The 12,023-nt window shown below is 71.7% G+C and carries 12 protein-coding genes; 6 read left to right on the top strand and 6 right to left on the bottom strand.

The features are described 5' to 3' along the window. Positions 1–41: 41 nt before the first annotated feature. Complete coding sequence (locus tag STRAU_RS07680; RefSeq protein WP_037658052.1) at positions 42–683, bottom strand: DUF6758 family protein; 642 nt, start codon at positions 681–683, stop codon at positions 42–44. Between the two features lie 229 nt (positions 684–912). On the opposite strand from STRAU_RS07680, the gene STRAU_RS07675 reads away from it, so the two are divergent. Further along, positions 913–2,178, top strand: a complete 1,266-nt coding sequence (locus tag STRAU_RS07675; protein ID WP_016639689.1) for an MFS transporter — start codon at positions 913–915, stop codon at positions 2,176–2,178. A gap of 28 nt (positions 2,179–2,206) precedes the next feature. Here STRAU_RS07675 and STRAU_RS07670 read toward each other — a convergent pair whose 3' ends face one another. Continuing rightward, complete coding sequence (locus STRAU_RS07670) at positions 2,207–2,791, bottom strand: suppressor of fused domain protein (protein ID WP_016639688.1); 585 nt, start codon at positions 2,789–2,791, stop codon at positions 2,207–2,209. A 482-nt stretch (positions 2,792–3,273) separates the two neighbouring features. Between STRAU_RS07670 and STRAU_RS07665 the strand changes: the two genes are divergently transcribed. Beyond that, positions 3,274–4,389 carry a magnesium and cobalt transport protein CorA gene (locus STRAU_RS07665; RefSeq protein WP_016639687.1) on the top strand — a complete coding sequence of 372 codons (1,116 nt, stop codon included), beginning with the start codon at positions 3,274–3,276 and terminating at the stop codon, positions 4,387–4,389. 35 nt (positions 4,390–4,424) lie between these two features. Continuing rightward, positions 4,425–4,952 carry a hypothetical protein gene (locus tag STRAU_RS07660; RefSeq protein ID WP_016639686.1) on the top strand — a complete coding sequence of 176 codons (528 nt, stop codon included), beginning with the start codon at positions 4,425–4,427 and terminating at the stop codon, positions 4,950–4,952. Positions 4,953–5,072: 120 nt separating this feature from the next. Here the strand turns inward: STRAU_RS07660 and STRAU_RS07655 are convergent, their stop codons facing one another. Then, positions 5,073–5,810, bottom strand: coding sequence for a hypothetical protein (locus STRAU_RS07655; RefSeq protein ID WP_016639685.1), 738 nt, complete (start codon positions 5,808–5,810; stop codon positions 5,073–5,075). Between the two features lie 271 nt (positions 5,811–6,081). On the opposite strand from STRAU_RS07655, the gene STRAU_RS07650 reads away from it, so the two are divergent. From STRAU_RS07650 to STRAU_RS07640, 3 genes are read left to right on the top strand one after another with little or no spacing between them, the layout of a single operon-like run. Further along, positions 6,082–7,359: a magnesium transporter MgtE N-terminal domain-containing protein gene (locus tag STRAU_RS07650; protein ID WP_016639684.1), complete on the top strand. Its 1,278-nt coding sequence runs from the start codon at positions 6,082–6,084 to the stop codon at positions 7,357–7,359. Beyond that, complete coding sequence (locus tag STRAU_RS07645) at positions 7,346–7,915, top strand: DUF1003 domain-containing protein (protein ID WP_016639683.1); 570 nt, start codon at positions 7,346–7,348, stop codon at positions 7,913–7,915. Before STRAU_RS07650 ends, STRAU_RS07645 begins: the two co-directional genes overlap by 14 nt. 44 nt (positions 7,916–7,959) lie before the next feature. Continuing rightward, complete coding sequence (locus STRAU_RS07640) at positions 7,960–9,096, top strand: Mrp/NBP35 family ATP-binding protein (protein ID WP_037658047.1); 1,137 nt, start codon at positions 7,960–7,962, stop codon at positions 9,094–9,096. Positions 9,097–9,213: 117 nt separating this feature from the next. Here STRAU_RS07640 and STRAU_RS07635 read toward each other — a convergent pair whose 3' ends face one another. The 3 genes from STRAU_RS07635 to STRAU_RS07625 form a co-directional block, all read right to left on the bottom strand. Further along, positions 9,214–9,885 carry a hypothetical protein gene (locus STRAU_RS07635; protein WP_037658054.1) on the bottom strand — a complete coding sequence of 224 codons (672 nt, stop codon included), beginning with the start codon at positions 9,883–9,885 and terminating at the stop codon, positions 9,214–9,216. Between the two features lie 249 nt (positions 9,886–10,134). Continuing rightward, entirely contained in the window at positions 10,135–10,620 is a 486-nt protein-coding gene (locus STRAU_RS07630; protein WP_037658045.1) for a sec-independent translocase, read from the bottom strand. A 186-nt stretch (positions 10,621–10,806) separates the two neighbouring features. Further along, a partial coding sequence (locus STRAU_RS07625) for a S1C family serine protease (protein WP_037658043.1) occupies positions 10,807–12,023 on the bottom strand: 1,217 nt, incomplete at its 5' end.

Raw genomic sequence — 12,023 nt, 5'->3', positions numbered from 1 at the left:
TCTGGGGGCGGAGCCCCCAGCTTCGGGAAGGGCGCCCGCCGCTACGGCATCAGCAAGCGCGGCGAAAGCGCCCCGCAAGGCAGGAGGTCCACCTCCGCGCCCGCGTCCCGCAAGTCCGTGAGCACCAGCTCGTCGTACATCAGCAGCCCCGACTGCTCGGGCCAGGCGATCGCCCACAGCCACAGACCGCGCGCCTCGCCTGCGAACACCGCGCGGTCGTCGGGCGTGCCCGGCACGTGCCACATGGCCGTGGGCCGCCCGGCCGCGAGGACCTTGGCCTGGGCGGGCTTGCCGACGCTCATGGAGGGGCCGGGGTCGGGGCCGTCGATGCCGGCGTAACGCGCGCCCAGGCCGACGCCCAACTCCTCGGCGACGAGGACCAGTTCACCGACGCCGCCGAGCGGGGCGGGCCCCGAGCAGGCCACGGCGGTGGCGCGGCCGCCGCTGCGGTCGTCACCCGCGCAGGCCACGCCCGTGAAGAGCCAGCCGACGGGCAGCGGCCACGGCATCCACACGGGCACCTGGGTGCGGTGCACCACGACCTGGAGGGCCTCGACGCTGGGCGGGATCACGGGCTGCAGCGGGTGCACCGTCCCGTGCACATCGCACTGCCAGGAGTCGGCAAAGAGACCGGGAGCCCTGACCCGGCCACCACACTTCGGGCAACTGGGTTCGCCCCTCATAGCGCCCAACGGTCCTCCCCACTCGGCGCCCCGTCAAGGACGATCACCCGTCCGGAGGCCGCCTCCTCTCCTCTGCCCTCTCACCTTTCCCCCGGCCCGCCACCAGGCAAAACTAGATGTAGCTTGCATTAATTAGCACACCTAACTTATTGTGTGTATGCGTCAACGATCTGCCCGCGGAAGACGCGGGAGACGCGGAAGAACACGAAGAACACGAAGGAGCGGCGGAATGACCACCCACACCCGAGGAGAGACGGCAGAGCCCGCCGAAGGCGACCCATTCGACGCGGGGGCCGGCGGCCTGCTGCGTCAGCCGAAGGCGGTGTGGGCCACGGCGGGCGCGTCCGTCGTGGCGTTCATGGGCATCGGCCTCGTCGACCCGATCCTGCCGTCCATCGCCCAGGGACTTCGGGCCACGCCGAGCCAGGTCTCGCTCCTGTTCACCTCGTACTTCCTGATCACCGCCGTCGCCATGCTGGTGACCGGCTTCGTCTCCAGCCGCATCGGCGGCAAGAAGACGCTGCTCGCCGGGCTCGCGCTGGTGATCGTGTTCGCCGCGCTCGCCGGTACGTCGGGGTCGGTCGGCGAACTCGTCGGGTTCCGGGCCGGCTGGGGCCTCGGCAACGCGCTGTTCGTGTCGACCGCGCTCGCCGTCATCGTGGGCGCGGCGGCGGGAGGAAGCGCGGCGGCGATCCTGCTGTACGAGTCCGCGCTCGGGCTCGGCATGGCCTGCGGGCCGCTGCTCGGCGCCCTGCTCGGCGACGCGAGCTGGCGTTACCCGTTCTTCGGCACCGCGGCCCTGATGGCCGTCGGCTTCCTGTGCATCACGGTGTTCCTGAAGGAACAGCCGAAGCCCGCGCGGAAGACCTCGCTGCTCGACCCGCTCAAGGCGCTCGGCCACGGCGGCCTCGCCTCGGCGGCCGCGTCGGCGTTCTTCTACAACTACACGTTCTTCACGGTCCTGGCCTTCACGCCGTTCGTGCTGGACATGACGCCGTACAAGTCGGGTGCGGTCTTCTTCGCGTGGGGCGTGCTGCTCGCGGTGTTCTCCGTGCTCGTCGCGCCCCGGCTCCAGGAGCGGTTCGGCTCCTTGAAGGTGCTCGGCGGTTCGCTGGTGCTGCTCGCCACGGACGTGCTGGTGCTCGGGTACGGCAGCCACACCGCCGCCGTCGTCTGCACCATCCTGTCCGGCGCCTTCATCGGCGTGAACAACACCGTCTACACGGAACTCGCCCTCGGCGTCTCGGACGCCCCGCGCCCCGTGGCGAGCGCCGGCTACAACTTCGTACGCTGGTTCGCCGCCGCGGCCGCCCCCTACTTCGCGCCGAAGATCGAGGAGTGGAGCAATATCCACATCCCGTTCGTGGTCGCGGCCGTCACGGCGGTGCTCGGCGCGGTGGTCGTGTGGGTGCGCCGAAGCGCCCTCACACACGAGGCGGAGGAGCTGGAGACCCGGCACGCCACCGAGGACGGCGTGACCGTCTTCGCCAACTGAGGCCAACCGGCCCCGACGGGGCGGACGTTCAGTCCAGCGGTACGGACTTGCGCAGCGGATCGCGCAGGTCCGTACCGCTGCTCAGCCAGCGTTCCTGGAGCGCGGCCGCGCCGTGCACCCGCTTCCACGCCGCCTCGTTGGGCGTCATCGGGAGCAGCGGCAGGAAACGTACGGGATCCATCGGCTCGTCCAGTTCCAGGTCCTCGATCAGGCCCCCGGACTCCGCGACCAGGACCGAGGTGAACGGCGCGCCCGGCCACAGCGGCTCGCCCACGTCGAGGGAGGCGCCCGGCGCCACCACGAGCCCCTCCACCTGCGGCGAGGCGGCGAGCACGGCCAGCGGGCGCAGCACCTTGTCGGTGTCGACGAGGCCGCCGCGTACCGAGAGGACCAGCTCCGCGCGCGGGCCCCGCACGGGGTCGGCGAGGGCGGCCGTCGGATCGGTCATCGGCTGGGCGGACATCCCCAGCGTGGCGTACCGCACGACGTCCCCGTCCGTGAACCGCAGCACTTCGATGCGGTCGGTCCCGAGGAACGTCACCGCCGCGCGCGCGTCCGCTTCCCCCAGGCCACCGCGGAGCCGGGCCTCGACCAGAGCAAGAACATCAGCCATGACGCGAGCATAGAACTCGTCAGTGATGGGTAAAGGTGGGGGTTTGGCGCACCGGTCGGCTGATACTGTTGGCCGCTGGCCCGGGCAGCACGCAGAAGCGTCGCCTTCAAGCCCGGACGCAGGACACGGCGCCTTGGCGCGCCTGGGACTTCCCCCACGGGGGACCGGCCGGAGGAGGTGGGGCTGCAGTGGATCGAAGTCGACCGTGCAGTACCACTCGCTCTTCCGCCCGCTGAATATCCCGCAGCAGCGTAGCTGCGGCCCTTCGTACGGCATCCGGGGACGGCGCGTTCGTACCCGGCATGGACCGTACGAGACGGAAGAGCACCGCGTTTCACCTGATCTGCATCAGTAGCGTTGCTGCCAACGCGACGGTGCGGTGCTCCCCGCTTTGTGGACGTGCCAGAAACCCGCAGCAGGACGTCCCCATTCCGGGCAGTTCCACCCGCCGCAGGCGGCCCTTTCGTCGAAGGAGCCTGCCCATGTCGATGATCCGCGACCTGCGTGACGCCGTCCGCCCCGCCCTGCGCAAGGACAGCGCCTCCTACAGCTCGTACGACACCACCCGCGACCCCAGCGCCGTCTCCGCCGTCGTCGACTGCGCCGTCTACCGCGACGGCCGCCGCGTCGCCAGCGACGACACCCTCACGCCGCACGAGGCGATGCTCCAGGTCCGCCGCGACGGCGGCTTCGCGTGGATCGGTCTGCACGAGCCCACGGAGGCCGAGTTCGCCGGGATCGCGGCCGAGTTCGGGCTGCACCCGCTGGCCGTCGAGGACGCCGTCCACGCCCACCAGCGGCCCAAGCTGGAGCGCTACGACGACACGCTGTTCACGGTCTTCAAGACCATCCACTACGTCGAGCACGCCGAACTCACCGCCACCAGCGAGATCGTCGAGACCGGCGAGGTCATGTGCTTCACCGGGCGGGACTTCTTCATCACCGTGCGGCACGGCGGCCACGGCTCGCTGCGTGCCCTGCGGCGCCGCCTCCAGGAGGAGCCCGAGCTGCTCGCCAAGGGCCCCTCGTCGGTCCTGCACACCATCGCCGACCACGTCGTCGACGGCTATCTCGCCGTCGCCGACGCCATGCAGGTCGACATCGACGACGTCGAGAACGAGGTGTTCGCGGCCACCGGCAAGGGCGTCTCGCGGGGCGTCGACGCCGGGCGGATCTACCAGCTCAAGCGCGAGGTCCTGGAGTTCAAGCGCGCGGTGCAGCCGCTGCTCCGGCCCATGCAGCTGCTCAGCGAGCGGCCCATGCGCCTGGTCGACCCCGACATCCAGAAGTACTTCCGCGACGTCGCCGACCACCTCGCCCGCGTCCAGGAGCAGGTGCTCGGCTTCGACGAACTGCTCAACTCGATCCTCCAGGCCAACCTCGCCCAGGCCGCCGTCGCGCAGAACGAGGACATGCGCAAGATCACGTCCTGGGCGGCGATCATCGCCGTACCGACGGCCGTGTGCGGCGTCTACGGCATGAACTTCGACCACATGCCGGAGCTGCACTGGCGGTTCGGCTACCCGATGGTCCTCGGCCTCATCGGCGTGGTCTGCTACTCGATCCACCGCACGCTTAAGCGCAACGGCTGGCTCTGAGGCCCCTGTTGCGGGCGGCTCGCTAAGCTCCCCGTATGACTGCTGCTGCTGACGCGCTGTTCGACCGCGCCCTCGTCGAGGAGGCCACGAAGAAGTCGGGGCTCATCTGGGTGCGCGGCGCCGGCCCCGACGGCCCCGTCAGGGCGCTGTGGCACGTCTGGGTCGACGGCGCCGCGCATGTCGTCGGGGACGGCCCCGGCGAGCAGCCGCTGCCGGATCTCGCCGACGGGGCGAGCGCCGAGGTGACCGTGCGCAGCAAGGACAAGGGCGGCCGCGTCGTCGCGTGGACCGCGGCGGTGGCGGAGCTCGCGCCGCGCTCCGAGGCGTGGGAGGCGGCTGTCGCCGAACTCAAGGGCAAGCGGCTCAACGCGCCCGACGGCGAGCGGATGGTGGATCGCTGGGCCGAGGAGTGCCGTGTGTTGCGGCTGACCCCTCGCTCGGCGAGCACGGACCTGCCGGACGGGTCGCTGGCGGCGCCGCCGCTGCCTACGGGGGCGACGACGCGCCAGCCGATCCCGGCGGCTTTGCCGCGGCTGCTGGCCCGGCGGGCCAAGAAGCGGTAGCGCTTCGCTGGGGCCCGCGGTTTTTCCTCTGCGGGGCGGTGGGGGCTGGTCGCGCAGTTCCCCGCGCCCCTTACGGGGCTCGGTACCGCACCGCCAGCCCCCTGTCACTCCCCTCGGTCCCTACGAATTCGGCAGCTGCTGGCCGTAGTCCACCGTCTCGTCCTTGCCCGGTTCCTCCAGGGGGAAGTCCTTGCCCCACTCGGTGAGCCGCAGGGTGCCCGCGTCGCCCGCGCGCTGGAGGCGCAGCGGGTAGGGCTTGCCGTCCAGGGAGACCTCGAGCGTGCCGCCCGCGCCCCTGTCCCCGGCGATCTTGATGACGCGTCCGGCGGCGGACTCCGCGCGGTCGCCCTTGGACAGCACGCCGTGCAGCGTGAGCGTGCCGTCGAGCATCACGTCCTTGTCGGTGAAGCCGCTGAGCTGCTGGTACGCGGGGTCGCCCGCGGGCACCTTCACGTACTTGCCGTCGAGCTTGGCGGCCGCCGACTCGTCCGCCGCCGAGCCGCCGCCCTGACCGCCGGACTCGCCCTGGTGCGTCCAGAAGGCCGAGTCGGCCTTCAGGTACAGGTGCTCGCCGACGCGCAGCAGCCGGAACGTCCCGCCCTTGGACGTGACCTCACCGGTGCCGCCGGAGCCCTTGAGGCGCATGTCGAGCTTGTACGTCCGGCCCTTGCTGACGACCGTGCCGGACAGCCGGACGGCGGTGGCGCCCTTGGCGGCCTGCCGCGTCTTGCTCTGGATCTTCGTCGCGGACAGCTTGCCCACGCCGTTCGTGCCCGCGTCCGGGTCCTCGCCCCCTCCGCCGCCGCATCCCGTCAGGCCCGCGCCGCCCACCACGATCCCCGCGCAGACCGCGGCCATGAGCGCGGTCCTTCGGGTACGGCGGGCCTGTCGCATCGCAGTCACAGGTGGCGCTGCCTCTCGTGCGGACGTCCTCTACGGCTTGCTCTACGGCCCCGGCGGCGGCGTGCCACGGCCGGGGCGTACCGCAGCGTACCGGTGCCGCCGAGGTGTTTCGGAGCCAGTCCGTCCGGACGTCCCACCAGGCCGGATGCGTCCGGTACGGGCTAGCCTGAAGCCCGTACGAAAGATCGTATAAATCCCTGCAAAGGGCGACAGGGAGGCGCCGCGCATGGCCGGAAGCGCGCCCCGGATCTTCGTCTCGCACCTGGCCGGCACCGCCGTCTTCGACCCGAACGGCGACGAGGTGGGCCGGGTGCGCGACCTCGTCGCGATGCTCCGCGTCGGCCGCAGGCCGCCCCGGCTGCTCGGCCTCGTCGTGGAGCTCGCCACCCGCCGGCACATCTTCCTGCCCATCACGCGGGTGACCGGCATCGAATCGGGCCACGTCATCACCACCGGCGTGCTGAACGTGCGGCGCTTCGAGCAGCGCCCCACCGAGCGTCTCGTCCTCGGCGAGATCCTCGACCGCAGGGTGCACCTGGTCGAGACCGGCGAGGACGTGACCGTCATCGACGTCTCCGTGCAGCAGCTCCCGGCCCGCCGGGACTGGGAGGTGGACCGGGTCTTCGTCCGCAGGGGCCGGGGCCGGGCCTTCCGGCGCAAGGGCGAGACGCTGACCGTCGACTGGTCGGCCGTGGACGGCTTCTCGCTGGAGGAGCACGGGCAGGGCGCCGAGAGCCTGCTCGCCACCTTCGAACAGCTGCGCCCCGCGGACCTCGCCAACGTGCTGCACCATCTGACGCCGAAGCGGCGCGCGGAGGTCGCCGCCGCGCTCGACGACGACCGGCTCGCGGACGTCCTCGAAGAGCTCCCGGAGGACGACCAGATCGAGATCCTCGGCAAGCTCAAGGAGGAGCGCGCCGCCGACGTCCTGGAGGCCATGGACCCCGACGACGCCGCCGACCTGCTCGCCGAGCTCCCCGAGGACGACAAGGAGCGCCTGCTCACCCTGATGCGGCCGGACGACGCGGCCGACGTGCGCCGGCTGATGGCGTACGAGGAGCGCACCGCGGGCGGTCTGATGACGACCGAGCCGATCGTGCTGCGCCCGGACGCGACGGTCGCGGACGCGCTCGCGCGGGTGCGGCAGCAGGACCTCTCCCCCGCGCTCGCCGCGCAGGTGTACGTGTGCCGCCCGCCGGACGAGACCCCGACCGGCAAGTACCTGGGCACCGTGCACTTCCAGCGGCTGCTGCGGGACCCGCCGTACACGCTGGTCGGCTCGATCATCGACGACGATCTGCGGCCGCTGCGCCCGGAGGCCGAGCTGCCGGTCGTGGCGGGCTTCTTCGCGGCGTACGACATGGTGGCGGCGCCGGTGGTCGACGAGGGCGGCTCCCTGCTCGGCGCGGTCACCGTCGACGACGTACTCGACCACATGCTGCCCGACGACTGGCGCGAGACGGAGTTCCACCTGCAGGAGGGGGCCGGTCATGGCGGCGGCTGAGCGGGAGCGCGACAAGGACCGGGACCGGGAGGGGCGCGGCCGGAGCCGGTTCCGGCTCGACCAGCCGCGGGCGCCGCGCCGCAAACTCCTTCCGGACTACGACCCGGAGGCGTTCGGGCGGCTCTCGGAGCGCATCGCGCGGTTCCTGGGCACGGGCCGGTTCATCGTCTGGATGACGGTCGTCATCATCATGTGGGTCGTCTGGAACGTCTCCGCCCCCGTCGACCTGCGCTTCGACCGCTACCCGTTCATCTTCCTGACCCTGATGCTCTCCCTCCAGGCGTCGTACGCCGCCCCGCTGATCCTGCTCGCGCAGAACCGCCAGGACGACCGCGACCGCGTCACCCACGAGCAGGACCGCAAGCAGAACGAGCGCTCCATCGCCGACACCGAGTACCTCACCCGGGAGATCGCCTCGCTGCGCATGGGCCTCGGCGAGGTCGCCACCCGCGACTGGATCCGCTCCGAGCTCCAGGACCTGGTCAAGGAGCTGGAGGAGCAGCACGCCGTATTCCCGTCCGAGGACAGCCGTGTACGTGACGTAGGCGACCGCTGACAGCCCTTTCCGGGCATGGGTTACCGCGCCGTACTATCGGTCGTATGGCAGCTACGGAAGACGCGGTGCGTGAAGCACTGGCGACGGTGAACGACCCCGAGATCCAGCGACCCATCACCGAGTTGGGGATGGTCAAATCGGTGGAGATCGGCGCGGACGGCGCGGTGGCCGTCGCCGTGTATCTGACGGTCTCCGGCTGCCCGATGCGCGAGACGATCACGAAGAACGTGACGGACGCGGTCGCCGCCGTCGAGGGCGTCACGCGCGTCGACGTGACCCTGGACGTGATGAGCGACGAGCAGCGCAAGGAGCTGGCCACCGCGTTGCGCGGCGGCACCGCCGAGCGCGAGGTCCCCTTCGCCAAGCCCGGCTCCCTGACCCGGGTCTACGCGGTCGCCTCCGGCAAGGGCGGCGTCGGCAAGTCGTCCGTGACGGTGAACCTGGCGGCGGCGATGGCCGCCGACGGCCTCAAGGTCGGCGTCGTGGACGCGGACATCTACGGCCACAGCGTGCCGCGCATGCTCGGCGCCGACGGACGCCCCACCCAGGTCGAGAACATGATCATGCCGCCGTCGGCGCACGGCGTGAAGGTCATCTCGATCGGCATGTTCACGCCGGGCAACGCACCCGTCGTGTGGCGCGGCCCGATGCTGCACCGCGCCCTCCAGCAGTTCCTCGCGGACGTGTTCTGGGGCGACCTGGACGTGCTGCTCCTGGACCTGCCGCCGGGCACGGGCGACATCGCGATCTCCGTCGCGCAGCTCGTCCCGAACGCGGAGATCCTGGTCGTGACCACCCCGCAGCAGGCCGCCGCCGAGGTCGCCGAGCGCGCGGGCTCCATCGCCGTACAGACCCACCAGAAGATCGTCGGCGTGGTCGAGAACATGTCGGGGCTGCCCTGCCCGCACTGCGGCGAGATGGTCGACGTGTTCGGCACGGGCGGCGGCCAGAAGGTCGCGGAGGGCCTGACGAAGACCACGGGCGCGACGGTGCCGGTCCTCGGCTCCATCCCGATCGACGTCCGCCTGCGCGAGGGCGGCGACGAGGGTAAACCCGTCGTCCTCACCGACCCGGAGTCCCCGGCGGGCAGCGCGCTGCGCACGATCGCAGGGAAACTGGGTGGCCGCCAGCGGGGGCTGTCGGGTCTCTCCTTGGGCATCACGCCCCGGAACAAGTTCTGATCCGTCCGCCTCGCGCACCCCGCGTCGCGCACCCCGCGTCGCGCTCCGCGCTCGTCCTCAAGCGCCGGACGGGCTGATTCCCAGCCCGTCCGGCGTACGTTCGGCCCGTCGGTGGGACTACCCCGCGTAAGCCCCGATGTCCTGGACGACGGAGAAGCCGAGGCCGTACGCGCTCATCCCGCGTCCGTACGCCCCCAGATGCACCCCCTCCTTCGTGGACCCGGCGAGCACCCAGCCGTACTCGGACTCCCGGTAGTGGAACGAGGTCGGGGCCCCGTCCACCGGCAGGGAGAGGGTCGACCAGTCGGACCCGTGCAGGTCGTCCGCGAGGACCCACGCGGTCTCGGTCTGCTGGTCGAGCCAGTCGTCCCGCAGGCTGTGGTCCATCTGGCCGGGCCAGGTGAAGGACAGCAGGCCCACACCGGCCAGCCAGGCCGCGGAGGACACCGAGGTGGCCTCCAGGACGCCGGTGCCGTCGGCGCTGCGCCGCACCGGATTGGCCGCGACGGTCACCACGACCGCGAACCGCTCCTTGTCGCTGGTGCCGAAGGTCCCCTCGGCCCGCACCGACGGCTCGTCACCGTGACCGATGGAGCCGTGCTCCACGGCTCCGTCCGCGGCGGTCCCGACCTGCATCAGCCAGCGCGGTCCCGTGAAGGCCCCGTCCAGGCCGTACCAGGGGAAGGGCGCCAGCAGGTAGCCGTCGACCGTGCGCCGGGCGGAGGGCACCGCTTGCGCGGCACCGTCCGCTGCTGGCGCCTGCGCGCCCACCCGACTTGTCGTCTCCATGTACCCGGCCGCCTCCTCGCTCTCGTCGGTCCGGAGCGGCCCGCCCCCCTCGGGCGTCCTCACGCCGGACAACAAGGCAGGATAGCCACACCCATTCCGGATGCTGGTCAACCAGTCGGCGGACGGGTGTACTCCACGCCTTTGAGCAGGCCCCTCGCGGGCGCCGGGCGGCGCACCGCGGGCGTCAAGAGGCGCACACGGGCACCGGGGCGGCGCGGGGGCCGCCGGCTCGGGTCCGGGCCCTTCGGCTCAGGTGGCGTCCGCGTCGAAGGGCGGCGGGTCGCCGGCCGCCGGCTTGCCCGGCTCCGGGCGCTTCTCCATGTCGATGCGGCCGCCGCCGGAGCCGTTGGCCGAGGCGGTCGTCGACCCCGCGGCGGAACGGCCGCCGGAGTCCTCGGCGGAATCGCCGCCGTCGCGGCCGTGCACGGCGTCCGCGACTTCGGCCATTTCCTTCTTCAGGTCGAAGCCGTTGCGGATTTCCTTCAGACCGAGATCGTCGTTCTCCATCTGCTTCCGGATGAACTTCTTCGGGTTCAGGTCTTCGAACTCGAAGTCCTTGAATTCTGGGCCCAGTTCATTCCGTATGTCCTGCTTCGCGCTGTCGGAGAATTGGCGGATCTTGCGAATGGTCCGCGACACGTCCTGAATGAGCTTCGGCAGCTTGTCCGGTCCGAAGATGAGCACGGCGAGGATGACCAGCGTCACTATCTCGAGTGCGCCAATGTCGTTGAACACCTTGAAAGCTCCTTGCCGTCCGGACCCGCTCTACGGTACCCGCCGTGCCTGTCCGTCCGGTAGCCGCACGGCGACAACGCGGCCAACGCGGGCACCGCAGGCAACGCGGGCACCGTGGTCCGGCGCCGTGGGGTCAGGCGCCGCGCGGAGGCACGGCCCGGCGGAGCCGCCGGGCCGTGGGCGGCCTCACTCGCCGCCCGCCGTGCCGAGGACCAGCGTCACCTTCCGCTCGTCCCCGTCGCGCTCGACGGTCAGCTCCAGGCGGTCCTTCGGACGGTGGGCGCGGACCTTGACGATGAGCTCGTCGCCGGAGTGCACGCGCCGGCCGTCCACCGCCGTGATCACGTCGCCGGGCTTCAGGCCCGCCTTGGCGCCGGGGCCGCCGCGGTTGACGGCCGGGCCGCCGCTCCGGCTCTTTCGCGCGATGCGGGCGCCGTCGCCGGAGAACTGCTTGTCGATGGTGACGCCGATGACCGGGTGGGTGGCCCGGCCGGTGTTGATGAGCTCTTCGGCGACGCGCTTGCCCTGGTTGATGGGTATGGCGAAGCCGAGCCCGATGGAGCCGGACTGGCCGCCCTCGGGGGCGGAGTCGTTGCCGGCGGAGCGGATGGCGCTGTTGATGCCGATGACGCGGGCCTTGGCGTCGACGAGGGGGCCGCCGGAGTTGCCGGGGTTTATCGGCGCGTCCGTCTGGAGGGCGTTGACGTACGACACGTCGCTGCCGTCGCCCTTCTCGCCGCCCGCCGTGATGGGGCGCTCCTTGGCGCTGATGATCCCCGAGGTGACGGTGTTGGCGAGGTCGAAGGGTGCACCGATCGCGACGACAGGGTCACCGACCTGCACGTTCTCGGAGTTCCCGAGGGGCAGGGGCTTGAGTCCGCGGACGCCGCTGACCTTGACGACGGCGAGGTCGTAGCCCGCGTCCCGGCCGATGACCTTGGCGTTCGCGGTCTCGCCGCCGCTGAAGGTCACCGTTATCTCGCCGCCCGTCCCGGCGGGTTCGACCACGTGGTTGTTGGTGAGGATGTGGCCCTTGCCGTCGAGGACGAAGCCGGTGCCGGTGCCCGCGCCGTCGCCGCCGCGGACGTGCAGCGTCACGACGCCCGGCAGCGCGCTCGCCGCGATCCCGGCCACGCTGTCCTTGGGCCGCTTCTCGGACTCCGAACCGGCCTGCGGGAGCTCGACGTCGGTCCCGATCCCGCCCTCCCTCTCCAGATACGCCCCGACGACACCACCGATCCCCCCGGCCACCAGCGCGATGACGACGGCCCCCATGACAATCGCCCGCCGCCCACGCCGCCGCCGCTGCCCCTGAGTCTCGACGGCGGCCCCCGTCTGCTGCAGCGGCGCACTCCAGGGGTCGTAGCGCTGCCAGGGGTCGGTGGGGGCGCCGGGGGCGGGGG

This window comes from Streptomyces aurantiacus JA 4570 (genome assembly GCF_000414115.1).
Classification (GTDB): domain Bacteria; phylum Actinomycetota; class Actinomycetes; order Streptomycetales; family Streptomycetaceae; genus Streptomyces; species Streptomyces aurantiacus_A.
This window is presented reverse-complemented; position numbering and strand designations above follow the sequence as displayed.

What these genes read in the sequence shown, in the direction of transcription:
- STRAU_RS07680 (WP_037658052.1), bottom strand. Translation starts at nt 683, where the DNA reads ATGAGGGGCGAACCCAGTTGCCCGAAGTGTGGTGGCCGGGTCAGGGCT.
- STRAU_RS07675 (WP_016639689.1), top strand. Translation starts at nt 913, where the DNA reads ATGACCACCCACACCCGAGGAGAGACGGCAGAGCCCGCCGAAGGCGAC.
- STRAU_RS07670 (WP_016639688.1), bottom strand. Translation starts at nt 2,791, where the DNA reads ATGGCTGATGTTCTTGCTCTGGTCGAGGCCCGGCTCCGCGGTGGCCTG.
- STRAU_RS07665 (WP_016639687.1), top strand. Translation starts at nt 3,274, where the DNA reads ATGTCGATGATCCGCGACCTGCGTGACGCCGTCCGCCCCGCCCTGCGC.
- STRAU_RS07660 (WP_016639686.1), top strand. Translation starts at nt 4,425, where the DNA reads ATGACTGCTGCTGCTGACGCGCTGTTCGACCGCGCCCTCGTCGAGGAG.
- STRAU_RS07655 (WP_016639685.1), bottom strand. Translation starts at nt 5,810, where the DNA reads ATGGCCGCGGTCTGCGCGGGGATCGTGGTGGGCGGCGCGGGCCTGACG.
- STRAU_RS07650 (WP_016639684.1), top strand. Translation starts at nt 6,082, where the DNA reads ATGGCCGGAAGCGCGCCCCGGATCTTCGTCTCGCACCTGGCCGGCACC.
- STRAU_RS07645 (WP_016639683.1), top strand. Translation starts at nt 7,346, where the DNA reads ATGGCGGCGGCTGAGCGGGAGCGCGACAAGGACCGGGACCGGGAGGGG.
- STRAU_RS07640 (WP_037658047.1), top strand. Translation starts at nt 7,960, where the DNA reads ATGGCAGCTACGGAAGACGCGGTGCGTGAAGCACTGGCGACGGTGAAC.
- STRAU_RS07635 (WP_037658054.1), bottom strand. Translation starts at nt 9,885, where the DNA reads ATGGAGACGACAAGTCGGGTGGGCGCGCAGGCGCCAGCAGCGGACGGT.